At 71.4% G+C, this 24,521-nt stretch carries 26 protein-coding genes and 1 tRNA gene; 17 read left to right on the top strand and 10 right to left on the bottom strand.

The genetic code is table 11. The features are described 5' to 3' along the window. Positions 1-44 precede the first annotated feature (44 nt). From C3K08_RS08085 to mutL, 8 genes are all read left to right on the top strand, one after another. Positions 45-305, top strand: coding sequence for a helix-turn-helix domain-containing protein (locus tag C3K08_RS08085; protein ID WP_234009015.1), 261 nt, complete (start codon positions 45-47; stop codon positions 303-305). After that, complete coding sequence (locus C3K08_RS18450) at positions 302-3,079, top strand: class I SAM-dependent DNA methyltransferase (RefSeq protein ID WP_234009014.1); 2,778 nt, start codon at positions 302-304, stop codon at positions 3,077-3,079. Before C3K08_RS08085 ends, C3K08_RS18450 begins: the two co-directional genes overlap by 4 nt. A gap of 57 nt (positions 3,080-3,136) precedes the next feature. After that, positions 3,137-3,373 carry a hypothetical protein gene (locus C3K08_RS08075; protein WP_104990834.1) on the top strand — a complete coding sequence of 79 codons (237 nt, stop codon included), beginning with the start codon at positions 3,137-3,139 and terminating at the stop codon, positions 3,371-3,373. A gap of 22 nt (positions 3,374-3,395) precedes the next feature. Then, entirely contained in the window at positions 3,396-3,707 is a 312-nt protein-coding gene (locus C3K08_RS08070; RefSeq protein WP_104990833.1) for a DUF3006 domain-containing protein, read from the top strand. After that, positions 3,704-4,729, top strand: coding sequence for an excalibur calcium-binding domain-containing protein (locus tag C3K08_RS08065; protein WP_234009013.1), 1,026 nt, complete (start codon positions 3,704-3,706; stop codon positions 4,727-4,729). Before C3K08_RS08070 ends, C3K08_RS08065 begins: the two co-directional genes overlap by 4 nt. A 74-nt stretch (positions 4,730-4,803) precedes the next feature. Beyond that, complete coding sequence (locus C3K08_RS17900; RefSeq protein WP_158679881.1) at positions 4,804-4,947, top strand: hypothetical protein; 144 nt, start codon at positions 4,804-4,806, stop codon at positions 4,945-4,947. Between the two features lie 138 nt (positions 4,948-5,085). Beyond that, positions 5,086-7,587, top strand: a complete 2,502-nt coding sequence (gene mutS / locus C3K08_RS08055; RefSeq protein WP_104990831.1) for a DNA mismatch repair protein MutS — start codon at positions 5,086-5,088, stop codon at positions 7,585-7,587. Continuing rightward, on the top strand, positions 7,584-9,242 hold the full coding sequence (gene mutL / locus C3K08_RS08050) for a DNA mismatch repair endonuclease MutL (RefSeq protein ID WP_104990830.1): 1,659 nt from the start codon (positions 7,584-7,586) through the stop codon (positions 9,240-9,242). Before mutS ends, mutL begins: the two co-directional genes overlap by 4 nt. Here mutL and C3K08_RS08045 read toward each other — a convergent pair. Together C3K08_RS08045 and C3K08_RS08040 are read right to left on the bottom strand one after the other, a co-directional pair. Further along, the gene (locus C3K08_RS08045) at positions 9,215-9,763 is read right to left on the bottom strand and encodes a flavin reductase family protein (RefSeq protein ID WP_104990829.1); all 549 of its coding nucleotides are present in this window, start codon (positions 9,761-9,763) and stop codon (positions 9,215-9,217) included. The two genes, mutL and C3K08_RS08045, sit on opposite strands and share 28 nt — an antisense overlap. A gap of 25 nt (positions 9,764-9,788) precedes the next feature. Then, positions 9,789-10,304, bottom strand: coding sequence for a hypothetical protein (locus C3K08_RS08040; protein WP_104990828.1), 516 nt, complete (start codon positions 10,302-10,304; stop codon positions 9,789-9,791). Between the two features lie 100 nt (positions 10,305-10,404). On the opposite strand from C3K08_RS08040, the gene gltX reads away from it, so the two are divergent. The 3 genes from gltX (at position 10,405) to C3K08_RS08025 (ending at position 13,568) form a co-directional block, all read left to right on the top strand. After that, a complete protein-coding gene (gltX, locus tag C3K08_RS08035; RefSeq protein ID WP_104990827.1) occupies positions 10,405-11,841 on the top strand; it encodes a glutamate--tRNA ligase in 1,437 nt (478 codons plus the stop codon). 130 nt (positions 11,842-11,971) lie between these two features. Then, the gene (locus C3K08_RS08030) at positions 11,972-12,391 is read left to right on the top strand and encodes a cobalamin B12-binding domain-containing protein (protein WP_104990826.1); all 420 of its coding nucleotides are present in this window, start codon (positions 11,972-11,974) and stop codon (positions 12,389-12,391) included. Then, positions 12,384-13,568, top strand: a complete 1,185-nt coding sequence (locus C3K08_RS08025) for an MFS transporter (RefSeq protein ID WP_199776897.1) — start codon at positions 12,384-12,386, stop codon at positions 13,566-13,568. Before C3K08_RS08030 ends, C3K08_RS08025 begins: the two co-directional genes overlap by 8 nt. Before the next feature lie 9 nt (positions 13,569-13,577). Here C3K08_RS08025 and C3K08_RS08020 read toward each other — a convergent pair whose 3' ends face one another. The 6 genes from C3K08_RS08020 to C3K08_RS07995 all read right to left on the bottom strand — a co-directional run bounded on the left by C3K08_RS08020 (position 13,578) and on the right by C3K08_RS07995 (position 17,211). Continuing rightward, positions 13,578-13,967 carry a hypothetical protein gene (locus tag C3K08_RS08020; protein WP_104990825.1) on the bottom strand — a complete coding sequence of 130 codons (390 nt, stop codon included), beginning with the start codon at positions 13,965-13,967 and terminating at the stop codon, positions 13,578-13,580. 26 nt (positions 13,968-13,993) lie between these two features. Then, positions 13,994-14,401 (bottom strand): hypothetical protein, encoded by a 408-nt coding sequence (locus tag C3K08_RS08015; RefSeq protein ID WP_104990824.1) that lies wholly within the window; start codon positions 14,399-14,401, stop codon positions 13,994-13,996. A 100-nt stretch (positions 14,402-14,501) separates the two neighbouring features. Continuing rightward, positions 14,502-14,591 (bottom strand) — tRNA-Ser (locus C3K08_RS08010). A gap of 52 nt (positions 14,592-14,643) precedes the next feature. Then, positions 14,644-15,195, bottom strand: a complete 552-nt coding sequence (locus C3K08_RS08005) for a DUF402 domain-containing protein (RefSeq protein ID WP_104990823.1) — start codon at positions 15,193-15,195, stop codon at positions 14,644-14,646. Then, the gene (locus C3K08_RS08000) at positions 15,192-15,764 is read right to left on the bottom strand and encodes a phosphoribosylglycinamide formyltransferase (protein ID WP_104990822.1); all 573 of its coding nucleotides are present in this window, start codon (positions 15,762-15,764) and stop codon (positions 15,192-15,194) included. Before C3K08_RS08000 ends, C3K08_RS08005 begins: the two co-directional genes overlap by 4 nt. Before the next feature lie 82 nt (positions 15,765-15,846). Beyond that, positions 15,847-17,211, bottom strand: a complete 1,365-nt coding sequence (locus C3K08_RS07995) for a dipeptidase (RefSeq protein ID WP_104990821.1) — start codon at positions 17,209-17,211, stop codon at positions 15,847-15,849. A 155-nt stretch (positions 17,212-17,366) separates the two neighbouring features. Between C3K08_RS07995 and hspR the strand changes: the two genes are divergently transcribed. From hspR to C3K08_RS07975, 4 genes are read left to right on the top strand one after another with little or no spacing between them, the layout of a single operon-like run. Then, positions 17,367-18,128 carry a heat shock protein transcriptional repressor HspR, fused homodimer type gene (gene hspR / locus C3K08_RS07990; protein WP_234009012.1) on the top strand — a complete coding sequence of 254 codons (762 nt, stop codon included), beginning with the start codon at positions 17,367-17,369 and terminating at the stop codon, positions 18,126-18,128. Next, positions 18,125-18,991 carry a metallophosphoesterase gene (locus tag C3K08_RS07985; protein ID WP_104990820.1) on the top strand — a complete coding sequence of 289 codons (867 nt, stop codon included), beginning with the start codon at positions 18,125-18,127 and terminating at the stop codon, positions 18,989-18,991. The genes hspR and C3K08_RS07985 overlap by 4 nt, the downstream gene beginning before the upstream one ends. Then, complete coding sequence (locus tag C3K08_RS07980; RefSeq protein ID WP_104990819.1) at positions 18,988-19,518, top strand: phosphoribosyltransferase family protein; 531 nt, start codon at positions 18,988-18,990, stop codon at positions 19,516-19,518. Before C3K08_RS07985 ends, C3K08_RS07980 begins: the two co-directional genes overlap by 4 nt. 46 nt (positions 19,519-19,564) lie before the next feature. Next, entirely contained in the window at positions 19,565-20,125 is a 561-nt protein-coding gene (locus C3K08_RS07975; RefSeq protein ID WP_104990818.1) for a phosphoribosyltransferase family protein, read from the top strand. A 74-nt stretch (positions 20,126-20,199) separates the two neighbouring features. Here C3K08_RS07975 and C3K08_RS07970 read toward each other — a convergent pair whose 3' ends face one another. Both C3K08_RS07970 and C3K08_RS07965 read right to left on the bottom strand, forming a co-directional pair. Beyond that, on the bottom strand, positions 20,200-21,075 hold the full coding sequence (locus C3K08_RS07970; RefSeq protein ID WP_104990817.1) for a complex I NDUFA9 subunit family protein: 876 nt from the start codon (positions 21,073-21,075) through the stop codon (positions 20,200-20,202). Beyond that, the gene (locus C3K08_RS07965; RefSeq protein ID WP_104990816.1) at positions 21,072-22,004 is read right to left on the bottom strand and encodes a MerR family transcriptional regulator; all 933 of its coding nucleotides are present in this window, start codon (positions 22,002-22,004) and stop codon (positions 21,072-21,074) included. Before C3K08_RS07965 ends, C3K08_RS07970 begins: the two co-directional genes overlap by 4 nt. 222 nt (positions 22,005-22,226) lie before the next feature. On the opposite strand from C3K08_RS07965, the gene C3K08_RS07960 reads away from it, so the two are divergent. Together C3K08_RS07960 and C3K08_RS07955 are read left to right on the top strand one after the other, a co-directional pair. After that, positions 22,227-23,108, top strand: a complete 882-nt coding sequence (locus C3K08_RS07960) for a UbiA family prenyltransferase (protein WP_104991987.1) — start codon at positions 22,227-22,229, stop codon at positions 23,106-23,108. Next, on the top strand, positions 23,099-24,484 hold the full coding sequence (locus tag C3K08_RS07955) for an NAD(P)/FAD-dependent oxidoreductase (RefSeq protein ID WP_234009011.1): 1,386 nt from the start codon (positions 23,099-23,101) through the stop codon (positions 24,482-24,484). Before C3K08_RS07960 ends, C3K08_RS07955 begins: the two co-directional genes overlap by 10 nt. Positions 24,485-24,521: the final 37 nt, after the last annotated feature.

Raw genomic sequence — 24,521 nt, 5'->3', positions numbered from 1 at the left:
TCTCTGATGTGTGAAGTATAACCGATATGGTTATAATAGTCAATATGTTTATTGGAGGCTATGATGCTGCCATGCCAGATGGTCTATCGCCGGTCGATCAGCGGATTCGTGAGGCCATGCGTCTCGCTATGGAGATGCGCTCACCGAGGCTGACGCAGGCGGTGCTCGCGGAACGTCTGGGCATTTCTCAGCCTGCTGTGGCCGCATTGCTGTCAGGTCGTAGGGGTCAGATTCCTCAGAGCTTGGTGGACCTGTTGGAGGCACTGGACTTAGAGCTGACCGTTCAACCCAAGGAGCGGCAGTGACCCCACAGGAGTTCGCCGCGAAATGGCGGGAGCTGGCTCCCCGACTGAGCGAACGCGCGGGCTATCAGGAGCACTGGCGCGACCTCTGCGCTCTGCTCGGCGAGCCAACCCCCACGAGTGACCTGACCGGCGACGACTACGCCTTCGAGAAGCACGTCAAGAAGGCGGGCACCGGCGAGACCGGCTACGCCGACGTGTTCAAGCGCGGCCACTTCGTCGTCGAGTACAAGGCCAAGGGCAAGAGCCTGGGGAAGGCCCTGCAGCAGGCCCTGCTGTACGCCCGAGAGCTGGGCAACCCGCCCCTGCTGCTGGTCAGCGACCTGAGCACCACCGAGATCCACACCAACTTCACCGGCAGCAGCCCCAGGGTCATCCGCATCACCCTCGACGACCTCGAGCGCGACGCGCCGGTCGGCGGTGACCTGACTGCCCTCACTGCGCTACGCGCCTGCTTCCGTGATCCCGGCAAACTCGACCCCCGGCAGCTCCGCGAGCGCGTTACCCAGGACGCCACCGCCCGCGTGGGTGAGGTGGCGCAGGCCCTCGCGGCCCGTGGTGTGCCCCAGACCCAGGCCGCCCACTTCCTGATGCGCGTCGTCTTTGCGATGTTTGCCGAGGACGTCGGCCTGCTGGAGCGCGGCCTGCTGACCCGTCTGCTGAAGCGTGCCCGCGAGTACCCAGACCGGTCCCAGGGCTACTTCCAGGAGCTGTTCAGCGCCATGCAGGGCGGCGGCGAGTTCTGGGGCACCGACATCCGGCATTTCAACGGTGGGTTGTTCGACGACTCTGCCGCCTTGGGCATCACGCGGGAGGATGCCGACGCGCTGCTGGTCGCCGCGACCCTGGACTGGGCCGAGGTCGAGCCCGCCATTTTCGGCACGCTGTTCGAGAACAGCCTGGACGCGGCCACGCGCAGCAAGCGCGGCGCGCACTACACGGGCGTGGGCGACATTCTGCGCGTCGTGGAGCCGGTGGTGATGGTGCCCCTGCGCCGGGAGTGGACCGAGGTGAAGGCGCAGGCGGATGCGCTCAGCAGCAAGCGGGGCGGGAAGGCTACGGCGTTGGAGGTGGTGCGCGGCTTTCACGACCGCCTCGCGCGGGTGACGGTGCTCGACCCGGCCTGCGGCAGCGGCAACTTTCTGGTGGTGACGCTGGGGCAGCTCCTCGACCTGGAGCACGAGGTGCGCTCGCTGGCTTTCGAGTTGGGCGCGGGGCCGTTCGCGATGCCGCCGAAGGTGCACCCCCGGCAGCTCCTGGGCATTGAGGTCGAGCCGTTTGCGCATGAGCTGGCAAGCGTGTCGGTCTGGATTGCCCATTTCCAGTGGAAAGCCGCGCACGGCGGGGAGTGGGAGACGCCCGTGCTCCAGCGGCTCGACACCATCCAGCACCGGGACGCCCTGCTCAACGAGGACGGCAGCGAAGCCGAGTGGCCCGAAGCCGAGTTCATCATCGGCAATCCCCCCTTCCTGGGCGACAAGAAGATGGTCGGGGGATTGGGGCGCGGGTACACCGACACCCTGCGCCGCGTGTACGGCGACCGCCTGCCGGGGCAGAGCGACCTCGTCTGCTACTGGCCGGAAAAGGCTCGCGCGATGGTGGAGGCCGGGGTCACGAAGCGGGCCGGGTTCGTCACCACCAACAGCATCCGGGGGGGCAAGAACCGGGTGGTGCTGGAGCGCGTCAAGGCGACCGGAGACATCTTCGTGGCCTGGCCCGACGAGCCCTGGGCGCAGGATGGAGCTGCGGTGCGGGTAAGCCTCTTCGCGTTCGACGACGGCAGCGAGCCGGTCAAGCGGCTGAACGGCGAGGTCGTCCCGACCATCAACGCCGACCTCAGCACCCGCGTGGACGTGAGCGCCGCCGTGCCCCTCCCGGAGAACGCGGGGCTGAGCTTCATCGGCACCCAGAAGGGCGGCGACTTCGACATCCCCGGCAAAGTCGCCCAGCAGTGGCTCACCCTGCCCAACCCCGACGGGGTCAGCAACGCCGACGTGGTCAAGCCCTGGGTGAACGGAATGGACCTCACCCGCCGTCCCAGCGGGCGCTGGATTGTGGACTTCGGCCAGATGACCAAGGAGGAAGCCGCCCAGTACGTCGCGCCCTTCGAGTACGTGGTCGAGCAGGTGAAGCCCGAGCGGGAGAAAAACAGTGACCGCGCTTCGAGGGAGAGGTGGTGGTTGCACCAGCGCTCCCGTCCCGAGATGCGGGCTGCGACGGCGGGTCTACGCCGCTTCATCGGCATCCCCCGCGTCGCCAAGCACCTGCTGCCGGTGTGGCTGCCCGAAGGCACCTTGCCAGACAGCCAAGTCGTGGTCGTTGCCCGCGACGACGACTTTACCCTCGGCGTGCTGGCTTCCAGCTTCCACCGGGCATGGGCTCAGACAATGGGAACTTTCATGGGGGTGGGCAATGACCTGCGGTACACCCCGTCCACCTGCTTCGAGACCTTCCCCTTCCCCCATGCCACGGACGAGGTGAAAGCCGAGGTGGAGAAGGCCGCGCGTTACGTCGTGCAGCTCCGGGACCATCTGCTGGCGCAGGACCCCAAGGCGACGCTTACGGGGCTCTACAACGCCGTGGTGGCGCTGCGGGCGCATCCGGATGCCACTCACCCCGCCCACGCCCTCCTGAAAGCCCATCAACGTCTTGACCAGGCTGTCGCCGCTGCTTACGGCTGGACATGGCCCCTGAGTGATGACGAGGTCCTGGCCCGACTACTGGCGCTGAACCAGGAGCGAGCATCTGCCGCCACGGCGCCGGTCTCATCCGAGTGATGTCCGGACCGTGGCGAGCGCCTGCTTGAAGGGGCTCAGACTGCGCTAAGTTGCTGCGTGATCAAAGACGATATGGCTCTCCACGCGGGCATCCCTGAGAAGGCGGTCAAAGCGGCCCTTCAGCAGATCGGGTCGCAGGACGCGCTGTCAGGAGTGACCTGGGATGTTGCACGCTCTCGCCCGGGGCGGCCCATCAAGGTGTACTTCGAGGCAAGCGGCTCGGCCGAGCTGCAACTGGCCAAGCGGGCGCTGGAGCAGGCACTCCAAGCCAGCGGATTTGAGCTGTATCCCTGAGCCGATCGCGCTACTTTGCAGCATGAACCGAGATCACTCCTCCCACGACCGGGACGACACCCCACCCACCCTCGCCGGGCCGACCCAGATCACCGTGGACGGCATCGAGGGCAACGTTGCCCGCATTGAACTGCCTGACGGCACGACTGCGGACTGGGACCTCGCCAGCCTGCCGCGTGGTGTGCGGGAGGGGGACGTGGTCCGCCTGCACGTCGAGCATGGCGACCTCGAGATCGAGATTGACCACGCGGCAACGACCCGGCGCCGGACGGCCGCACAGTCTCAGCTCGACGCCATGAACAGGGCCGCCCCCACCGGGGAGATCGACCTGTGAGGCGGCTGCTGACCCTGGCGGCTCTCTCCCTGGGCATGGCGGCGGCCCAGGCCGCGCCTTCCGGCGTCCTGACCATCCGCTTCCTCGACGTCGGTCAGGGCGACGCGGTGCTGGTGACGGCCCCCACCGGGCAGACCCTGCTGTACGACGGGGGGCGCAGCGAGAGCCGGATGCGGGAGTTGATCCGTCAGTACGGGGTCACCCGCCTCGACCTCGCCGCCGCCAGCCACGGGGACGCCGACCACATCACCGGGCTGATCCCGGCCATCGCGTTGTTCAAGCCCAAGCTGTTCCTGAACAACGGCATTGCCGCCACCACGCAAACGTACGGCCGACTCCTGAACGTGGTGGGCCAGGCCGGAACCCAGGGACTGCTGGCCCGTGAGCAGGTGATCAACCTGGGGGCCGTGAAGGTCACCGTCATCCCGCCGCCCCCAGGGATGCCCCGTAACGACCAGAATGCGAACAGTGTGGGGCTGCTGATCCAGTACGGCACCTTCCGGGCGCTGCTGACTGGGGACAGTGAAACGCCTCAGACACAGGCGTGGTTGCGCCAGAAGTCGGCCAGCTTCTGGGGTCCGGTGGACGTGTACAAGAGCATCCACCACGGGGCGGCGAACGGGGACAGTGCGGCGTGGCTGGCAGCGGTGCGGCCGAAGAACGTGGTGATCGGGGTGGGGCCGAACAATTACGGGCACCCGACGAGTACGGCGCTGAACCTCTACCGGAAGGTGGGCGCCAACGTGTTCCGCACCGACCAGCAGGGCACGGTCACGGTGAGGGTGCAACCTGGGGGGAGGTACGCGATCACCACAGAGCGGCGGGCGGCGGCTCCAGCGCCAGCGTCAGCCCCTGCGCCCCGGAGTCAACCTGCCCCGGCGCCGGTCACGCCACCAGCCTCGAGCGTGTACTACCCCAATTGCGCAGCGGCGCGGGCAGCGGGTGCGGCACCGGTGCGGGTCGGGCAGCCGGGGTACGGCACGCACCTCGACCGCGACCGGGATGGGGTGGGCTGCGAGTGAGCGACAGCGAGCAGCATGCCCAGGCGAACGCGAAACAGGTGCAGGTTCTGCGAGAAGCGCTGGTAACCTTGCCCATGACTCAGCCGCCTAGACCCCGCTCGCCCTTTGGTCCCCGGTTTTGGATCACCCTGTTCCTGGTCTTGCTGGTCGTGGCCGTGCTGGCTTTTGTCGCCTGGCCCGCCGTACAGAGCATCGTCCAGACGATCGAGGGGTTTTAGCCCGCCTCCGACAGCTCTGCGCATCGTGCTTGAGGCCGCCTTCGTTGTCGGCCTCATCGCTATTCTGTCTCCGTGCCCCGGACGAAAGAGGTTGCGCAGAGCGTGTTGAAGGGCACTGGCCACGGCCCGCTGCCGCCGATGCTGGAGCAGTACGTGCGGATGCGGGACGAGGTGGCGGACAAGTTTCCTAACTCGGTCTTGCTGTTTCAGTGCGGCGACTTCTACGAGACCTTCGGCGAGGACGCCGAGCGCCTCTCGCGGCTCTTGGGCATCGCCCTGACCCACAAGAGCAGCAAGGACTTCTCCACCCCGATGGCGGGCGTGCCCATCCGGACGCTGGACAGCAACGTCGAACGCCTGCTCGCGGCGGGCGTGCGGGTGGCTGTCGCCGACCAGATCGAGGAAGCCGGCTCGGGACTGGTGGACCGCAAGGTCACCCAGCTGCTCACGCCGGGCACCGTCACCGAGGAGCGGCACCTCACCGCCGACGAGAACTACCTGGGTGCGGTGGCGACCGGGGACGGGTACGCGCTCGCGCTGCTCGACCTCTCCACTGGGGAGTTCCGCTGCGCCGCCTTCCACACCCGCACGGCCCTCTACGACGAACTCGCCCGCCACCGCGCCCGCGAGGTATTGCTGGCCCCGGAGCTGTCCGGGAACGCCGCGCTGCTGGCCGACTTCCAGACCCGCTTCCCGGTGATGCTCTCGCCCGCGAATTTTGCCGAGGACGCCGCCCAGGACGAGCTGCGGGCCGTGCTGGGCGAGGTGCCAGGGTCGCTGGGGAGCGTGGCCCTGGTGCGGGCGTGCGGGGCGGTGGTGGGCTATGCCCGTGAGGTGTTGCAAGGGCGGCTGGAGATGGTGCGCCGGGTGGTGCGTTACGAGCCGGGCGCCCACATGCGCCTGACCGACGCGGCGGCGCGGGCGCTGGAGATCTTTCACGCGCAGTCCCCGCAGGGGGTGACCCTGACGGACGTGCTGGCTGAGACGCGCACGGCAGGTGGACGGCGGCGGTTGCGGGCGTGGCTGCGGGCACCGCTGCTGGACGAACTCAGCATCCGCTCGCGGCTGGACGCGGTGGAGACCCTCACCCGCGCCTCCGACCTGCGCGGCGGGGTGCGGGCGCTGCTGTACCGGGCGCACGACCTCGAGCGCCTCTCCGCCCGCGTCGCCACCCGCCGGGCCACCCCGCGCGAGGTGGCGTCGCTGGCCCGCACGCTGGAGCTGCTGCCCGAGGCGACCCGCCTCCTGCACGAGCAGGACGGCCTGCTGGGCAGCCTGCAAGCGCGGCTCGGCGGCCTCCCCGACGTGGTGACCCTGATCCGCGCCGCGCTGGTGGACGACCCGCCCATCCGCGCGGGCGAGGGCGGCCTGATCCGCGACGGCTTCCACGCCGAACTCGACGGCCTGCGCTCGGAGGCGCTGGGGCACCGGGCGTGGCTGGCCGAGCTGGAAACGACCGAGCGCGTCCGCACCGGCATTGGCAGCCTGAAGGTGGGCTTCAACAACGTCTTCGGGTACTACCTGGAGGTCAGCGGGGCGAACCTCGGCAAGGTCCCTGCCGACTACCGCCAGATCGCCACCCTGAAAGACCGCGCCCGCTTCACGAGGCCCGACCTGCGCGAGCGCGAACGCGAGATCGCCCGGCTGGAGGCGGCGGCAGGGCGGCTGGAGCTGGAGGTTTTCACCGGCCTGCGCGACGGCCTCGCCGCCCACGCGGAGGCGCTGGCGGAGGCGGCGGGGGCGCTGGCCGACCTCGACGTGCTCGCGGCGCTGGCCGAGATCGCCGTGGAGTGCGGCTGGGTGCGGCCCCAGACCTCCGGGGGAGCGGCGCGGCTCTCTCAGGCGCGGCATCCGGTCGTGGAGCGGGCGACGGGCGGACGCTTCGTGCCCAACGACGCCGAGCTGGGGCAGTCGCGCCACACCCTGCTCCTCACCGGGCCGAACATGGCGGGCAAAAGTACGTACCTCCGCACGGTGGCCCTCTGTGCGCTGCTGCATCAGGTGGGTTCCTTCGTGCCCGCCGACCACGCCGAACTGCCCGTCTACGACGCGATCCACACCCGCATCGGGGCTTCGGACGACCTCGCGGGGGGCCGCTCGACCTTCATGGTGGAGATGAGCGAGCTGGCGACCATCCTGCACGGGGCCACCCACCGCAGCCTCGTCATTCTGGACGAGGTGGGGCGCGGCACCTCCACGCTGGACGGGCTCGCCATCGCGCAGGCGGCGCTGGAGCACCTGCACGCGACCGGGGCGCACACCCTCTTCGCCACCCACTACTTCGAATTGACCCGGCTGGAGGCCGACCTGCCGGGCCTGGTCAACCTGCACGTCGCCGCCGAGGAAACCGAGTTGTCGGAGGGGGGGGGAAACGGCCTGACCTTCTACCATCAGGTCATTCCCGGCGCGGCCCGGCAAAGCTACGGGGTGGAGGTCGCGCGGCTCGCTGGGCTGCCCGCCCCCGTCACCAGCCGTGCCGCCCGGCTGCTGACCGCCCTGAACAGCGGCGGGGACGACCGCAAGCTGACCCGCGAACTCGCCGCCCTCGACCTGGGCCGCCTGACGCCGATGGCGGCGCTGGAACTGCTGCACCGCTGGCAGGGTGAGTTGCGCGGCGGCGCGGAGGAGTTAAGGCCATGACCATCCAAGTGCTGCCCCCCCACGTCGCCCGGCTGATCGCCGCCGGGGAGGTCGTGTCGCGGCCGCTGGACGTGGTGCGCGAACTCGTGGACAACGCCCTGGACGCGGGCGCGAGCCGCATCGAGATCGAGGTGGAGGGAGGCGGCCTCGCGCTGATCCGGGTGCGTGACAACGGCGGTGGCATCCCCGCCGACTCGGTGGCACTGGCCCCGGCGCGGCACGCGACGAGCAAGCTGGCCCCGGAGGCGGGCGCGGTGGAGCGGGTGACCACCCTGGGCTTCCGGGGCGAGGCGCTGTGGGCGGCGGCACAGGCGGGCGACCTCCATCTGGTGACCCGCCCGGCGGCGCAGGTGGGCGCGGCAGAGGTGACGGCCTCGGGCGACGACGTGACCGTGCGCCGCACCTCCGCCCCGGCGGGAACGACGGTGACGGTGCGCCAGCTCTTCGCCCGGTTGCCCGCCCGCCTCCGCACCCAGGCCCCCGCCGCCGCCGAGGTGCGCGACGTCACCGCGCTGGTCGGGCGCTACGTGCTGCACCATCCGGGCCTGCACTGGCGCCTGACCGTGGACGGCGAGGCCCGGCTGACCCATGCCCCCGCCGACCACCGGGGCGCGGTGGCGAGCGTGTACGGCCCGCTGAGCGCCAACCGCGTGCTGATGGTGGGAACGGACGGCGTGCGCGGCGTCGTCTCCCGCCCCGAACTCACCCGCGCCCGGCGTGACCGGATGCATTTCAGCGTGAACGGGCGGCCGGTGCTGGCGCCGCCGGAGCTGGAGCGGGCCGTGATCGACGGCTTTGCGGAGTTGCTGCCCTCCGGGGTGGCCCCGCTGTGCGTGCTGGACCTGACCGTCCCCCCCGAGGACCACAACCCCAACGTGCACCCGGCCAAGCAGGTCGTCGCGCTGGCCGACCTCCCCGGCGTGGCAGCGCGGGTGCGGGCGGCGGTGACGGGGGCACTGGCGGCGCATCCGCTGGTGCGGGCGGCCCCGGCGCCCCTCGCTCCCCCCGAGCCGTCCGCCACGCCCGCCGCGAGCGGCAACTTTCCCCGCCTCACCCTCCTGGGCGTCTATCAGGAGCTGTACCTTCTCGCGCAGGGGGAGGGCGACCTGTGGGTCGTGGACGCGCACGCGGCGCACGAGCGGTCCCTCTACGAGCACTTCACGCGGGCGCTGGGGGCACAGCCGCCCGTGGAACTTCCCGAACCCGAGCTGCTGCACCTCACCCCCGAACAGGTCGCCCGCCTGCACGAGCGCGGCGCCGAGCTGCGCGGCTGGGGACTAACCCTGGAGGACTTCGGCGCGGGGCTGGTGCGGCTGCGGACGCTGCCCGCCGTCCTCGCCGCGCTTCCGGTGCCCCGGCTGCACGAGCAGATTGTGGAGGCGGCCCTGGGCGACGGCCCCGACCCCCGCCGCGAGGTGCTCGCCCGCCTCGCCTGCGCCCCCGCGCTCAAGGCCGGGATGCTGGACGCGGGGAGGGGAGAGGCGGTGCTCTCGGCCCTGTCCGGCTGCGAGCAGCCCTGGTCGTGCCCGCACGGGCGGCCCACCGTGCTGCGCCTGCCCGAGCGCGACCTCGCCCACGCCTTCGGGCGGCGGGGGGTGCGCGACGTGGCGCGGGGGCGGGACGCCGCTCAGTCGCCGAAGACTTCCGGCGGGTAGGCCACCCGCTCGTGCGTCGTTGTCACGTAGGCGCTGCGCCCCAGGTACACGGCGGCCTCGCCCGCGAACAGCCCGGAGTCGTCGTACATCGCCGGGTCGTACCGCACCCCCGTCACCCGCCCCACGAAGAGGTCGTGGTCCCCGGTGGGCACCACCTCCGCCACCTCGCAGGTGTAGTGCAGGTAGGCCCCAGCGAGGGCCAGCCCAGCGTCGGGCAGCGTCTCCAGCCCCAGCCGCACGAACTTGTCTGGGCCGTCGTGTAGGCTCAGCACGCCTGCCCCCTGCACCGCCCGAGCCGCCGCAAAGGGCAGGAAGTTCACGCCGAAGTGCCCGCTCCCCACGATCAGCGGGTGGGTCGCCCGTTCCCGCCCCACCGCCACCCCGTACAGCGGCGGCTCGGCGCTCAGGGCCGTGTGCCACCCCACACTGAGCACGTTGCGCGTCCCCGCGTGCTCGGCGGTCACGAGGGCGACGGTGCCGGGGTAGTAGCCGAAAAAGCGGGCGGTCTGGGCGGAGAGCATGGCCCCGAGGATAGGCGGCCGGGCCTTACTTCCGCGCCACTTCCAGTTCGCCGCTGTTCTGGGGGTCGGGGCGAAACTGCCGCGTCACGCTGTCGCAGATCATCCGCTGAATGCTGCCGCGCCCGCCCTCGCCGCTCAGCTCGCTGGCCCGGACGAAGGTCACGTTCACCTGATACAGCTCCGTGAAGCCGCCCTCGCAGGCGCTGCCCTGCCCGCTCTGCCCCACCAGATTGACGGTGACGGGACTGGCCCGGAAGATGCTGCGGGTGCCGCTGGCCTGAAAGCTCTGCTTCAGGGCGCGGCTGAACACGCTGGCGGTCACGTCGTACCCGCTCACCTTGACGCTGATGTCCAGCAGCCCCGTCTGGTTGTTCTGACCGCGCAGGCGGCCGACATACTCGCCGCTGAGGTCGAGGTCGGGCTGGTTGGGAATGGGCTGGACGAAAAGGTACGGGCTCGGCACAGGCGTCGCCGGGGCGAACTGCGCGGAGGCGCCCCCGGTCAGCAGGGCGAGGCAGGTCAGGACGGCGCGGCGGGTCATGCGGGGGAGCGTATCAGCGGGCGAGGATGGCCGAGGGCGAATCTGCGGCGGGGCCGTCCTCGCTCCGCCTCCCGCCCCGCTCTCGTAACATGGCCCCCATATGCCTGTCGTCACCCGCATTGCCCCCAGTCCCACCGGAGACCCGCACGTCGGGACGGCCTATATCGGCCTCTTCAACCACACCCTCGCGGCGCAGGCCCGCGCACGCGGCGAGGAAGGCCGCTTCATCCTCCGCATTGAGGACACCGATCGGGGCCGCTACGTCGCGGACTCGGAGACCCGCATCTTCCAGATGATGCAGTGGCTGGGCCTGACCCCCGACGAGTCCCCGCTGCAAGGCGGTCCCAACGGTCCCTACCGCCAGAGCGAGCGCTTTGATCTGTACGGCGACTACGCCCGGCAACTCGTCGCCTCCGGGCACGCCTATTACGCCTTCGAGACGCCCGAGGAACTGGCCGCCCTGCGCGAGCAGGCGCAAGGTGAAGGCCGCGTGATCGCCGTCCCCAGCCGCGACCTTGACCCCGCCGCCGCGCAGGCCAGGGTGGACGCGGGCGAGGCCGCCGTCATTCGCCTGAAGGTGCCGCGCGAGGGCCAGACCGTCGTGAACGACCGGCTGCGCGACCCCATCACTTTCCAGAACCGCGAGATTGACGACAAGGTGCTGCTCAAAGCCGACGGCTTTCCCACCTACCACCTCGCTAACGTCGTGGACGATCGCCAGATGGAAGTCACCCACGTGGTCCGCGCCGAGGAGTGGATCACTTCCACGCCCATCCACGTGCTGCTGTACCAGGCTTTCGGCTGGCCCGAGCCCGTCTGGGCGCATATGCCGCTGCTGCGCAACGCCGACAAGTCCAAGATCAGCAAGCGCAAGAACCCCACCTCGGTCGAGTGGTACATGGACCAGGGCTTCCTGCCCGAAGCGATGCTGAACTTCCTCGCCACGATGGGCTGGACGCACCCGGAGGGCCAGGAGATCTTCGACCTCGCCGAATTCCAGCGCGTTTTCCGGCTGGAGGACGTGACCCTGGGCGGCCCGGTCTTCAGCCTCGACAAGCTGAAGTGGATGAATGGCAAGTACCTGCGCGAGGTGCTGACGGAGGAGGAGGTGGCGAAGCGGCTGCACGCGTACCTCGCCTCGCAGAAGCACGACCTCCCACTCGACGCTTACTTCCGCGCCGTCGTCCGGATGATGATTCCGCGCATGGACGTCTTTTCCGAGTTTCTGGAGAAGACCCCCTACTTCTGGTCCGAGGAGTACCCCGTCACCGAGAAGGCGGCGAAGCTGCTCGAGGAGGGACGCCCCTTCCTGCCCGACCTCGCCGCGCGGCTGAAGAACCTGTCCGCCTTCGATCAGGCCACGACCGAGGCGGCGCTGCGGGCCTTTGCCGAGGAACGCGGCCTCAAGCCCGGCAAGGTGATGCAGCCCCTGCGGGCGGCGGTCGCCGGAACGAGCGAAAGCCCCGGCATGTTCGAGATGCTCGAAGCGCTGGGGCAGGAGCGCGTGGTGGCGCGGGTGGAGCGGGCGGGCAGGTAAGCGGTGGGCGGGTGGCGATCAAAGCGCCCGGTTCGGCCGGGGATGCTCCACCCGCGACCAGCGACACGCCACACGCCCGCCCCGCCGCGCTACCATTCCCGCAGACGCTTGTCAGGAGGAACACCCAACTATGGAAGATCGCCGCATCAGGGTCTTGATCGCCAAGCCCGGCATGGACGGCCACGACCGGGGGGCCAAGGTGGTGGCCCGCGCCCTGCGCGACGCCGGGATGGAAGTCGTGTACACCGGCCTGCGCCAGACTGCCGAGATGATCGTGAACGCCGCCCTGCAAGAGGACGTGGACGCTATCGGCCTCAGCGTGCTGTCGGGCGCCCACATGCACTATTTCCGCGAGGTGTCCGCGCTGCTCAGGGAGCGCGGCGCCGAGGACATTATCCTTTTCGGCGGGGGCATCATCCCCGATCAGGACCTCCCCAAGCTGGAGGAACTGGGCGTGGGCCGCGTGTTCACGCCGGGGGCCAGCACCGAGGACGCCGCCACCTACCTGAAGACCGCCGTTGCCGAACGCTGGGCCGCCCAGGGTGGCTGAGCCGCCCGCCGCTGCCGTTCCTGCCGCCGCCCCTGCCCTCCCGCTCGGGCGGCTTTTTCCGCTGTACGCGGCGCAGGCGCTGGCGACCGGGGCGACCACCGTCAGCACCATCCTCGCGGCGCTGGTGGTCGGCAACCTGGGCTTCGAGTCCCTGATCGGCCTGCCCGCCACTTTAATCAGCGCGTCGGCGGCGCTCTCGGCGGGCCTGTTCGGGGCGCTGATGCTCTCGCGGGGGCGGCGGGTGGGGCTGGCTTCGGCCTTCGCGCTGGGGGCACTGGGAGCGGGACTGGGCTTTGCGGGAGCGCGGGCGGGCCTGCTTCCCGTCTTTCTACTGGGGGCTTCGCTGATGGGCGCGGCGCAGGGCGGGTATCAACAGGCCCGCTACGCCGCCGCCGAGAGCGTCCCCGAGTCGCGCCGGGGCACCGCCCTGGGCCTCCTGATGCTGATGAGCGTGGCCGGGTCGCTGCTGATGACGGGCTTCTCCGGCGGGGTGGAGCGCCTGGGTGAGCGGCTGGGCACCACCCCGGAGGTCGCCGGATGGCTGGTCGGCGGCGGGCTGCTGGGGGTGGCGGCCCTCCTGATGCTGGTGTGGCGCCCGGTGACAGGTCCGGCGCAGCGGGCTGTGGGATCGCGTCCGGGCTTTGCGGCCACCTTCCGGCAGCCCGGCGTGCGCTCCACCGCCCTCGCCCTCGCCACCGCGCAGGGCCTGATGGTCACCCTGATGAGTCTGACCCCCCACCGCGCCCACGAGATGGGCGTGGACCACGCCGGGGTCGCCGCGCTGATCTCGGGGCACATCGTCGGCATGTTCGGCTTCGGCTGGCTGACCGGGCCGCTGATCGACCGCCTGGGGGTGCGGGTGGGGTATGTGGGCGGCTCGGTGCTGTTGGCGGCGGCGGCCCTCAGCGCGACGCTGCCGGGGGCCGCGTGGCTGGGCGTCAGCATGTTTGTGCTGGGGCTGGGGTGGAACCTGGCCTTCGTGGCGGGCAGCAAGGCGCTCTCGCGCCACCCGGCCGCGCAGGGTCTGACCGACGGGCTGGGCTATGTGGCCGCCGGGGCGGGGACGTTGCTGGGCGGCCTCGTGATCGCGCAGCTCGGGTTTCCGGCGCTGGCCTACGCGTGCGCGGGGCTGGCGCTGCTGCCGCTGTGGAGCGCTTGGCGGGCGGGACGGGGGTAAAAGGATCAATCAGGGGAGGAGATACCCCAGAGCCATTCCAATCCATGGGAGGAGCAGGAGCAGAAAGGCGAGGATCCATAGACTTCGCCCGCGCGAGTGCTCTGCCCTGGCCCGCTGAGCCGTGACAACGAACAGGACGGCGCTTAGGGCGGTGCAGGCTGACAGCAGGAAGCTGTAGTCCGGGGGCGTCTGCCCGGTGAGGACCGCGCTGAGGCTGGGCAGGCCCAGAGTCAGGAACGCCCCGCCCGTCGCCATCCAGGTGGCGCCCCACCATCCGGCGGCCCTGGACTGGCCGTGCCGGGCTCTGCGCAGGTGCAGGACCCCGGCCACCCCACAGGCCAGCGCCAGGGGCAACGCGAGGGCGCTCAGCAGCAGCGTGAGAATGGTCAGGATACCCATGTGTGGAGCGTAGACGCGGCCGAGCTTCAGTTCAGCACCGCGTCCAGTACCACACTGAGAAGCTCCCCCACCCAGGGCAACAGCAGAATCAGGAAAGCGGGCGGCCACAGCAGCACTCCGGTGGTGACCCGTCCGCCGCGTTCCTGCCGGGTCTGCCGGGCGGCAGGGAGGTACAGCGCCCCACTGAGCGCCAGGAGCAGCAGCAGGGGTGTGGTGTTCGTGACGACTCCGTTGCCGCCCAGGGCCGCGTCCAGCGGTGCCCAGGCCACCGGCCCGCAGGCTGCCGCCGTCGTCAGATACATCGCCGCCCGCCACCCCGCTGAGGGTGACCCGGTGCGCGAGCGCTCGCCCAGCGCCGCGAGACCTGCTGCGCCGTAGACGAGGAGCAACGCGGCGGGCAGCCACAGCAGCAGGGTCAGCAGCGCGTCGGCCATGGCTCCATGCTCCAGCGTAACGGCCGGGGCCGTTGCAAATGTGCGGCGACGAACAACGAAAAAGGCCGCAACCGGGGGCTGCGGCGCTCTTTTCTTGTGCTGGCGGAACGGGAGAGATTCGAACTCTCGGTACGGTTGCCCGTACACACGCTTTCCAGGCGTGCCCCTTCAACCACTCGGGCACCGTTCCAGCGCACAGAAGATTAGCGGGTCCCCCCCCGAAATGCAAACCCCGGCGGCGATCAGGTATAGGGGTCGCGCAGATAGTCGGTCATCACCCGCAGCGGCGGGTACGTTCCCGCCCGCAGCGCCGCCTCCACCTCCCGCGCCCGCTCCCAGGCCGCCTCTGCCAGCGCGGGCGTGACCAGACCGGCCCGTACCGCCTCCTCCAGCTCGTCGCCGTCGATGATGTGTACTTCGGTCACGCGCCCGTCCGGGGTCCAGTCCGCGACCACGTCCAGATAGAGGTCGTCGCACCAGGGCAGGCCGCCTTCCCCCAGTCCCTCGCCCCCGTGAATGTCCACGTAGAGCTGCCGGACCTCGCCCGAGGCGTCCAGCATGGCGGTCAGGGCGTCCCCGAGCGTGCCCTCGCCCGTGCCCGTCGGGTGGACGCGCACCCAGCGGAAGCCGTGGTCCAGAATCCGGATCGTCCGCTCCCCGAACGGCACGTCCAGCACGCGCCCGACCTCGTGGGCGGTGAAGTCCACGATGGCGAAGCCGGGGATGTGGAGCACCGTCTGGGTGTGGTGCAGGGCACGGGACCAGGGCCGCAGGTCGAAGACCTTACGCTTCATCCCAGCCCCCGCAGCGCCGACAGCAGCAGCTCGCCCTCGGTGGCTTGCACGCGGGCCTTGAGGGTCTCCAGGGTATCGCCGGGGAGCACGGGCACCCGCGTCTGCGCCAACACCGGCCCCTCGTCAATTCCCGCCGTGACGAGGTGGACGGTCGCGCCCGACTCCTTATCTCCAGACGCCAGGACCGCCGCGTGAACCCGGTCCCCGTACATCCCGCGCCCGCCGTGCCGGGGCAGCAGGCTGGGGTGGATGTTCAGCACCCGGCCCGCGTAGGCGTCCAGCACCCGTGGCCCCAGCGCCTTCATGTAGCCGCTGAGGACCAGCGTGTCCACCCCTGCCCCGCGCAGGAAGGCCAGGATCGCTGCGTCAAGCGCCTCCGGGTCCGGGTACCTCGCTGCGCTGAGGTGCGCTCCTGCCAGGCCCGCCTCCCGCGCCCACGCCAGCGCGGGGCTGCCGCTGTTGTTGCTGGCGAGGGCAACTGGCACGGCGTCCAGCCGCCCATCCCAGCATGCTGCGGTCAGGAACCGGGCCGCGCTGCCGCCGTGGGAGGCGAGGAAGCCTAGGCGCATGGGTGGCTCGCGCCCAGAACGTGGGGGGTGGATCGTGGAACGTGGAGGGTTCTGCCCACGGTCCACGTTCTACGATCCACGCTCACTCCGCCAGCTCCTGCAACAGGTACGCGCTCGTCAGAATCCCGTTGTGATAGTCCTCCACGGCGAAGCTCTCGTTGGGCGAGTGCGGCGCGTCCTCGTTCAGGCCGAAGTCGACCAGCAGCACGGGAGCGCCCAGCAGCGACCGGAAGGCCGCCACGATGGGGATGCTCCCGCCCGTGCGCCCGAAGGCGGCGGGCTTGCCGTAGACGCGGGTCAGGGCACGGTCGGCGGCCTTCACGTAGGGGGAGTCGAGGTCCACCTTGACGGGCTGCCCGCCGTGGTGCGCATGTACCTCCGCCGTGACTCCGGCGGGTGCGATGGTGGGCACGTAGTCCTGGATGAGGCGTGTGATCCGGTCGGGGTCCTGGCCGGGCACCAGCCGCATGGACACCTTCGCGCCCGCCTTGGCCGGAATCACCGTCTTGCTACCCTCGCCCTGGTAGCCGCCCCAGATCCCGTTCACATCCAGCGTGGGCCGCGCCCACAGGCGCTCCAGGGTGGAGTACCCCGCCTCGCCGGGCAGGGCCGGAACGCCGATGGAGGCCGCGAACTCCTCGTCGGAGTGCGGGAGCCGCGCCCACATCTCGCGCTCTTCGGGGGTCAGTTCCTCCACCCCGTCGTAGAAGCCGGGGATGGTGATGCGGCCCTGCTCATCCTTCAACCCCGCGATGATCTGTGCCAGCGCGTTGATCGGGTTGGGTGCGGCCCCCCCGTAGGACCCCGAGTGCAGGTCACGGTTGGCCCCCTGCACGTGAATCTCCACGTAGCTCAGCCCGCGCAGGCCGTAGGTCACGGTGGGCACGTCGGGCGCGAAGCGGCTGCCGTCCGAGATCACGATCACGTCGGCCTTCAGCTCCTCGGCGTGCTCGCGCAGGTAGGGTTCCAGGTTGGGGCTGCCGACCTCCTCCTCGCCTTCGAGCAGGAACTTGACGTTCACGGGCAGTTCGCCCTGCGAGAGCAGCAGCTCGACGCCGCGCACGTGGGCGTAGGCCTGCCCCTTGTCGTCGGTGGAACCACGGGCGTAGATGCGCCCGTCCCGCACGGTGGGCTCGAAGGGGGGGGTGGTCCACTCCTCCAGCGGCGCCTCGGGCTGCACGTCGTAGTGCCCGTAGATCAGCACGGTGGGCTGGCCGGGGGCGTTCAGGCGCTCGGCATACACCAGCGGGTGCCCGGCGGTGGGGTCCACCCGCGCCGCGAAGCCCAGCGACGCGAGCTTGCGCTGGAGGAACTCGGCCGCCCGCGTCATGTCACCCCGGTGGGTGGGGTCGGCACTGACGGAGGGAATCCGCAGCAGGTCGAACAGCTCACGCTCGGCCTCCTCGCGGGGGAGCAGGGCGGCGAGGTCGGTCTGAGATGGGGTCATGCGCGGATGATAGCGGGGAGGCGGTGCGCGGGACGCCGTGCGCGGGGAAAAGACCCTGCCCGTCTTCCGCCGCGTCCCGCCTCCCGCGAACCGCGTACCCCTTTTCACCTTTCGCCACCTTCAACAACCTTGCTCGCGGTATACTCAAGCCGACCATGCCCGCCGACGCCAAGCACCGCCCCGTCTATGTGATCTCGGTCGCCGCCGAGCTGGTGGACATGCACCCCCAGACCCTGCGGCTGTACGAGCGCAAGGGCCTGATTCGGCCGGGCCGGAGCAGCGGCAAGACCCGGCTGTACAGTGAACGCGACATCGAGCACCTGCGCGAGATTCGCCGCCTGACCCAGGAACTCGGCGTCAACCTCGCCGGGGTCGAGGAAGTCATGCGCCTTCAGCACGAACTCGACGACCTTCAGGGCGAGTTCGAGGCCGAGATCGAGCGGCTCGAAGACGAGCTGCGCGAGCGGGCCACCGCCCCCGAGCGGATGGCCGAGGACGGCAAGCTCGACCCCAGGGACCGTCCCGTCTACGTGATCTCCATCGCCGCCGAGCTGGTGGACATGCACCCCCAGACCCTGCGGCTGTACGAGCGCAAGCAGCTTATCCGTCCGGGGCGCAGCAGCGGCAAGACCCGGCTGTACTCCGAGCGCGATATTGAGCACCTGCGCGAGATTCGCCGCCTGACCCAGGAACTCGGCGTCAATCTCGCCGGGGTCGAGGAGATCATGCGGCTGCGCCACCAACTCGAAGGCGCCCGCTCGCAGATGGAGGGCAACGTGCGGCGCCTCCAGCAGGACATCACCGACCGGATGACGAGCTGGCGCACCCTCCCCGCTCCCCAAGGCGAGGAGAGTGACCGTCTGGACGAGGAGGCCGGGACCGCGCCGGAACCGGAGGCCGGAGAGCTGACCCGATGACCCCGGTGTCTTCCGCGCCCCCCCTCTGGGTGGTGGGCGACGTGCACGGGGTGCCGGGCAAGCTGCGGACGCTGCTGCGTGGCGCGGGATTGATCGGGGAAGATGCGGGCTGGGCGGGCGGCGTGGCCCACCTCGTCTTCCTGGGTGATTACCTCGACCGGGGACCGGACGGAGCCGGGGTGGTGCGGCTGGTGCGGGCGCTGGAGGCGCAGGCCCCGCTCGCGGGGGGGCGGGTGACCGCGCTGCTGGGCAATCACGAGGTGATGCTCTTGGGGGCTCAGCGCTTTGCCCCTGGCCGCCGGGACCCCCACGGCCTGCGCGAGTACTGGCTGGAAAATGGCGGCCAGCCCGCCGACCTGCGGGGGCTCACGGGGGACGACCTCGCGTGGCTGGCGGCGCGTCCCGCCCTGGCCCGCGCCGGGCGCTGGCTGCTGCTGCACGCCGACAGCCCGCTGTATCTGGAGCTGGGGCCGAGCGTGGAGGCCGTCAATGCCGCCGTGCGCCGCCGCCTTCAGGGAGACGACCCCTACGCCTGGGCACGCTTCGCCAGCGACTTCGCGGCCCGCTACGCCTTCGCGGAGCCGGGCGGCGAGGCGGCGGTGGAGGCGCTGCTGGGCACCTTCGGGGGGCAGCGGCTGGCGCACGGGCACACCCCGGTGCCGCTGCTGCTGGGGGGTGGGAGCGGGTGGCCCCCCGGTCCCGGCGAGCCGCTGACCTACCGGGGCGGGCGCTGCGTGGCCCTCGACAGCGCGATGGCCTACCGTCCGGAGGCGGGGTTCCTGGCCCGGCTGGGACCGCGCGGGGTGGAGGAGGTCGTCTCGCTGGGGCAGGCCGGACAGCGGGCGCTACACTCGGGCGCGTGAGAACGTACAAGGTCGAGGTCGGGGACGTGACCCGCGAGCTGCCCGTCGTCGAGGTCAGTCCCGGCGTCAGCGTGGCCCTCTTCAACATGCTGGGCGACACCGAGGTGACCGAGGAGGCTGGACGTGCCCTGGCTGCCCTCCTCCCCGGGGACATTGACGTGCTGGTGACCCCCGAGGTCAAGGCCCTGTCCCTCGCGCACGTCATCAGCCGCGAGACGGGCAAGCCCTACATCGTCATCCGCAAGACCGAGAAGCCCTACATGGTCGAGCCGGTCGCCCGCGAGGTCGTCAGCATCACGACCGGCAAGCCGCAACTGCTCGTTCTCGACGGTTTCGACGTGCCCAAGGTGAAGGGCAAGAAGGTCGCCATCGTGGACGACGTGGTGTCCAGCGGCGGCACCCTGCACTCGCTGCGCCAGATCATCGAGGAGGTGGGCGGCGAGGTCGCAGCGGTCGTGGCAGTCTTCACCGAGGGCCAGGAGCGCCCCGACGTGACGGCGCTGGGGCACCTGCCGCTCTTTTCCTGATCCCTCTGCGCTGCGGCCCGGCGAGGGGATCGGATAGGGTAGGGGCATGACCCTCACCCAACAGCCTGGCACCGAACACCATGGCCTGCGCGTCAGTGTCGGGGGCGTGACCCGCGACCTTCCCACCGTGCGGGTGGGCAGCGTGGGGCGGGTGCCGCTCGTCGAGTTTCTGGGCGACAGCGAGTTCACCAACGCCGTGGCCGAGGCCCTCGTGCCCCTGATTCCGGAAGGCACCGAGGTGCTGCTCACGGTGGTCACCAACGCGCTGCCCCTCGCCCACGAGATCAGCGACCGCGCGGGGCTGCCCTATGTGGTGGCCCGCAAGAAGCGCCGCACCTACATGCAGTCCCCGCTGATTCAGGACGTGCCCAGCATGACGATGGGCGTGGCCGAAACGCTGTGGCTCGACGGCCCGCACGCCGAGCGGCTGCGCGGCAAGCAGGTGCTCGTCGTGCAGGACGTGATCGCCTCGGGCGGCACCGCGCAGGCCCTGGGCCGCTTCGTGGAGCGCTCGGGCGGCACGCTGGTCGGCTACCTCGCCGCCTTCAAGCAGGGCGACAGCACGCTGCCGCTGACGTATTTGCAGGAGCTGCCCAAGAGCGTTTGAGAGCGGCTGGTGGAAGCAGGACCCCTCACCCAACCCTCTCCCACGGGGAGAGGGTTGGGTGAGGGGTCTTTCCCCTACCGTCCCAGAATCCCCGGCAGCGCGTCCGGCAGCCGCCGCATCGGGAGGCCAAAGGCGTCCCGCGCCCGCTCGGGCGGAGCGGTGTTTCCGGCCTTGAGCATCGCGTACTGATCACGGGTGATGGGCGGCTTGGGCAGCACACCCATTGCGGGAACCATCAGGTCCATCAGTGGCAGCGGCACGGGCACGATGGGCTTGCGCTTGCCCAGCGCTCCCAGTTCCAGTTCCAGCAGCTCGCGGAAGGTGTACTCCTGCGGGCCGGTCAGTTCGTAGGTCTGGCCGACCGTCTCTGGTCGTTCCAGCGCCTCCGCGAAGGCCAGCGCCACGTCCTCCACGCTGACGGGCCGGAAGGGAAAGCGGCCGTCCCCAATCTGGGGGACCACCGGGGCGGTGGAGACGAGGTCGCGCAGCACCCGCCCGAAGAAGTCGTCGCCAGGGCCGAAGATCAGGCTGGGCCGGAAGATGGTCCAGTCCAGCCCGCTGCCGCGCACCAGCGCCTCGGCCTGCGCCTTGGAGCGGCTGTAGCCGCTGGCACTCGCCTCGTCCGCGCCCAGGGCGCTCATGTGCAGATACCGCACCGGGCGGGGGGCCACCGCGAGGACGTGCCGGGTGCCCTCCACGTGAACCCGCGCAAAGGTCTGCGTGCCCTCCTCCGCGATGATGCCCACCAGATGCACCAGCGCGTCGGGCTCGGCTCCCGTCACCGCCCGCAGCACGCTGGCGGGGTCGGTCACGTCCAGGGTCACGCCGGGGGCGCCCGGCAGCCCCTCGCCCCGGCGGGACCCGGCCGCGACCGCATGCCCGCGCCGCACGAGTTCAGCCACGACCGCCTTCCCGACAAACCCGCTTGCTCCAGTGACCAGAATCTTCATGACTCCTCCTGTGCGCCGGGGCGCAGGGCCGCGACGATGGTATCGGCAGCCCGCTGGGCGTCGGCCCCCGCGTACTGCCCGCCGAGTTCGGCGGCGAGGGCAGGGCGGGCATTGAGCAGCCCCCCGCCGTAGAAGATGGGCAGGCGCAGCCCCCGCAGGGCGCCGAGTTGCGCCTGGGTCGGCCCCAGCGCCCACTCGCCGTTGAGGCCCAGCAGCACGGCGTCGGCGGGGCGGTGCCGGGCGTAGGCGGCGAGGTCCGCGAGCGGCAGGTCGGCGCCCAGGTACTCGGCCTGCACGCCCCGGCGCCGCAGCAGCAGCACCAGAATCAGCAGCCCGATCTCGTGGCGCTCGCCGGGAGCGCAGGCGGCCAGCACGCGCGGCCCGAACTCGGCGCGGCCCGCGAGTTCCAGCAGGCCCATCAGTCGCCCGCGCACGTAGGCGCTGGCCTGATGCTCGTGGGCCACCGTGATCTCGCCCCGTGCCCACAGGGTGCCGATCTCTGTCAGCGTGGGCGCCATGACGGCCAGCACCACCTCCTCGACCGGAAACTGCGAGTGCGCCGCGCCCAGCACGAGCGCTGCCCGGTCGAGGTCCGGTGCCAGCAAGGCGGCCAGCAGCTCGTCCGAGAGCCGCTTTTGCGGGGTGGCGCTGGGCGCCGCCGGAGCGGGGGCGGGGCCGGCGTGCTCCTGCCGGGCGAGTTCCGCCGCGCGGCTGGCGGGCACCCCGTCGTGCAGCAGGGCCTGCATCCGCCCGATCTGCGCGAGGTCGAGGGGCGAGTACATCCGGTAGCCGCTGGCGCTCCGGGCCGGAGCCGGAATGCCGTAGCGCCGTTCCCACTGCCGCAGGGTCGCGGCGGGCACCCCGGTGCGCGTCTCGGCCTCGGCGGCCGTGAAGAGGGGGGTGGTGTCGGGGAGGGTGTCTTCGGGCATGAGGCTCCTGGGGAGGTCGGGGGAGAAACGAGGAGGAGGCGGGGGGGGGAGGCCGCGGGGGCAGGCCCCCATTGGGCCACGCCGGGCGCGTGCGGACCGTAAGGTTTGCCGTCCTCGGGGGGCTGTCCCCGGGGGGGAGGCGGCAACCTGTCCCGGCCCCCGCCCCCTACAATGCGCGGGCAGCGGCCCGTGCCTCCTCCCAGTCTGGCCGCTTTCCCCCCGATGCGCTCCCTGACCCTGCCTGCCCACCTGCCCCCCCTCGCCCGGCTGCTCGCTGTGTCGCGCCCCGCCCTGTGGGTCAACACGGTGGGGCCGCTCGTGGTGGGGCTGTGGCTGACCGGGCGGCTCTGGACTCTGGAACCGGGGCTGGTGGCGCTGCTCGCCTACCTGACCCTGCCCTTCAACCTGCTGATCTACGGCCTGAACGACCTCGCCGACCGCGAGGAAGACGCCGCCTCCGAGCGCAAGGGGGGGTGGCAGGGAGCGCGGCTGGGGCCGGGGGAGGGGGGACCGCTGCTGAGGGCCGTGCTGGGGCTGAACGCGCCGTTTCTGGCGGTGCTGGCGTTCTTGCTCCCGCCTCCGGCTCTGCTCGTGCTGCTGCTCTCGGCGGGCCTGTTCGCGGCGTACAGCGTGCCCCCGGTGCGGCTCAAGGCCCGTCCCTTTCTCGACGGCCTGAGCAACGTGGCCTACGCGCTGCCCCTCGCGCTCCCGGCGCTGGCGCTGGGGGAGCCCGTGCCCGCGCTGCCGCTGGCCGCCCTGATGGCCTACTCGGTGGGCAAGCACGCCTTTGACGCCGCGCAGGACGTGCCCGCCGACCGCGCCGCCGGGGTCCGGACGGTGGCGACCACGCTGGGCTTACCCGGCACGGCCCTCTACGCCCTGGCGTGGTTCGCCCTGGCCGGGGCGCTGCTGTGGCCCGTCTCCAAACTGACGGCCCTGGCCCTCTGGGGCTTGTGCGGCGGCCTCGCGCTCGCCCTGCGCCGCGAACCCACCCCCGAGCGGGCCGCGCGGCTGTATCCCCTCAGCATCCTGTCGCCCTGGGTCGTGGGGACGGTGGCGGGGGTGCCGCTGGTGTACCTGCTGGCGCGGGGGCTGTGGCCGTAAGCGGGGGGGGCATTTCGCCGCGCTCGGTTGGCATTCTTGGCGGCGGCCTCGCGGGTCTCGCGCTGGGGGCGCTGCTGGGGGCGCGGGGGCACGCCGTGACTGTCTACGAGCGGGACCGGGCGGGGGGCAAGCTGCGGCGGGTGCGGGTGGGGGGGCTGGAATTTGATACCGGCCCCAGCCTCTTTACCTTTCCGGAGGTGTGGCGGACCCTGCTGGCCCGGCTGGGCGAGGAGGGCGACCCCCTGGAGCTGCGGCCCCTGCCGGGTGGTCTGGGTCTGCACCACACGCCGTTCGGGGCGGTGCCCCTCCCCGTGCCGCCGGGGCACCCGCTCTCCGCGGCCTGGGAGACCTACCGCGCCGCCGCCCGGCCCCTGGCGGGGCACCTGACCACGCTGCTGACCACCCCGCCCCGCCTGACCGACCCCGTATTCCAGCGGGCGAGTGCAGCCCTCTTCCGGGCGACCGGGGCGCACCTCACGGCTGCGGGCTGGGTCCGGCGGCTGCCCCCGGCGCTGGCCCACGCGGTAGGAACGCACGCGCTGAACGCGGGCCTTGCTCCCGAGGACGCGCCCGCCCTCTACGCCCTGATTCCGGCCCTCGCCGCCGGGGACGTGACGCGGCCCGCCTCCGGCATGGGGGGGCTGCTGGACACCCTGCTCGCCCTAGGCCGGGTACGGGGCGTGCGGGTGGAGGAGGGGGCCGAGGTGATTCGGGTGGACGCCCGGCCCGGCACCCTGACCCTGCGGGGGGGGGAGGTCCGGCGCCACGACCTCCTCGTCAGTGCCCTTGACCCCGCGCGGCTGACCGCGTTGCTGGGCCGCCCGGTCCGCTCGCCTCTCCAGCGGCGCACGGTAAGCGGGGTGGCCCTCTACGCGGCGCTTCCGGGCGAGTCGGGGCTGCCCGCGACCTCGGTGATTCCGCCCGCCGACTTTGGGACCTTCCGGGCGGCGACGCGGGCCGGGGCGCTCCCACCGGACACCCTGGCCCTCGTCCACGCCGACGGCCCCCGTCTCGCCGTGCTGCTCACGGCCCCGGCCACCGGGCGTGACCTCGGCCCCGAGCATCCCTGGGTGCGCGGTCAGGTGGAGCGGGTCGAGCGCACCCTCGGTGTGCCCGGCCTGCTCGCCTCGGCGCGGGACGTGGTGGCCCTGACCCCGGCCCACTACGCGGCGGGCGGGCACCCCGGTGGGGCGATCTACGGGGCGGCCCTCCCCGCGTGGCGCGGCGGTCCCCTGCACCCGCAGCCCTACCGCCCCCTGCCCCGGCTGTGGCAGGTCGGGACCGGCGTGCATCCTGGCGGCGGCATTCCGGCGATTCTGGGCGGGGCGCTGACCGTGGACCGGCTGATCGGAGAGGACCGAGGCTCAGGGGGCTAGCAAACTCCAAGGGCCGCTCTCCCAAGAAGGAGGGCGG

This window comes from Deinococcus sp. NW-56, from assembly GCF_002953415.1.
Classification (GTDB): Bacteria; Deinococcota; Deinococci; order Deinococcales; family Deinococcaceae; genus Deinococcus.
This window is presented reverse-complemented; position numbering and strand designations above follow the sequence as displayed.

Coding starts and splice junctions, on each gene's coding strand:
- C3K08_RS08085 (WP_234009015.1), top strand. CDS start 45: ATGTTTATTGGAGGCTATGATGCTGCCATGCCAGATGGTCTATCGCCG.
- C3K08_RS08070 (WP_104990833.1), top strand. CDS start 3,396: ATGAACCGAGATCACTCCTCCCACGACCGGGACGACACCCCACCCACC.
- C3K08_RS17900 (WP_158679881.1), top strand. CDS start 4,804: ATGACTCAGCCGCCTAGACCCCGCTCGCCCTTTGGTCCCCGGTTTTGG.
- mutS (WP_104990831.1), top strand. CDS start 5,086: ATGCTGGAGCAGTACGTGCGGATGCGGGACGAGGTGGCGGACAAGTTT.
- mutL (WP_104990830.1), top strand. CDS start 7,584: ATGACCATCCAAGTGCTGCCCCCCCACGTCGCCCGGCTGATCGCCGCC.
- C3K08_RS08045 (WP_104990829.1), bottom strand. CDS start 9,763: ATGCTCTCCGCCCAGACCGCCCGCTTTTTCGGCTACTACCCCGGCACC.
- C3K08_RS08040 (WP_104990828.1), bottom strand. CDS start 10,304: ATGACCCGCCGCGCCGTCCTGACCTGCCTCGCCCTGCTGACCGGGGGC.
- gltX (WP_104990827.1), top strand. CDS start 10,405: ATGCCTGTCGTCACCCGCATTGCCCCCAGTCCCACCGGAGACCCGCAC.
- C3K08_RS08030 (WP_104990826.1), top strand. CDS start 11,972: ATGGAAGATCGCCGCATCAGGGTCTTGATCGCCAAGCCCGGCATGGAC.
- C3K08_RS08020 (WP_104990825.1), bottom strand. CDS start 13,967: ATGGGTATCCTGACCATTCTCACGCTGCTGCTGAGCGCCCTCGCGTTG.
- C3K08_RS08015 (WP_104990824.1), bottom strand. CDS start 14,401: ATGGCCGACGCGCTGCTGACCCTGCTGCTGTGGCTGCCCGCCGCGTTG.
- C3K08_RS08005 (WP_104990823.1), bottom strand. CDS start 15,195: ATGAAGCGTAAGGTCTTCGACCTGCGGCCCTGGTCCCGTGCCCTGCAC.
- C3K08_RS08000 (WP_104990822.1), bottom strand. CDS start 15,764: ATGCGCCTAGGCTTCCTCGCCTCCCACGGCGGCAGCGCGGCCCGGTTC.
- C3K08_RS07995 (WP_104990821.1), bottom strand. CDS start 17,211: ATGACCCCATCTCAGACCGACCTCGCCGCCCTGCTCCCCCGCGAGGAG.
- hspR (WP_234009012.1), top strand. CDS start 17,367: ATGCCCGCCGACGCCAAGCACCGCCCCGTCTATGTGATCTCGGTCGCC.
- C3K08_RS07985 (WP_104990820.1), top strand. CDS start 18,125: ATGACCCCGGTGTCTTCCGCGCCCCCCCTCTGGGTGGTGGGCGACGTG.
- C3K08_RS07975 (WP_104990818.1), top strand. CDS start 19,565: ATGACCCTCACCCAACAGCCTGGCACCGAACACCATGGCCTGCGCGTC.
- C3K08_RS07970 (WP_104990817.1), bottom strand. CDS start 21,075: ATGAAGATTCTGGTCACTGGAGCAAGCGGGTTTGTCGGGAAGGCGGTC.
- C3K08_RS07965 (WP_104990816.1), bottom strand. CDS start 22,004: ATGCCCGAAGACACCCTCCCCGACACCACCCCCCTCTTCACGGCCGCC.
- C3K08_RS07960 (WP_104991987.1), top strand. CDS start 22,227: ATGCGCTCCCTGACCCTGCCTGCCCACCTGCCCCCCCTCGCCCGGCTG.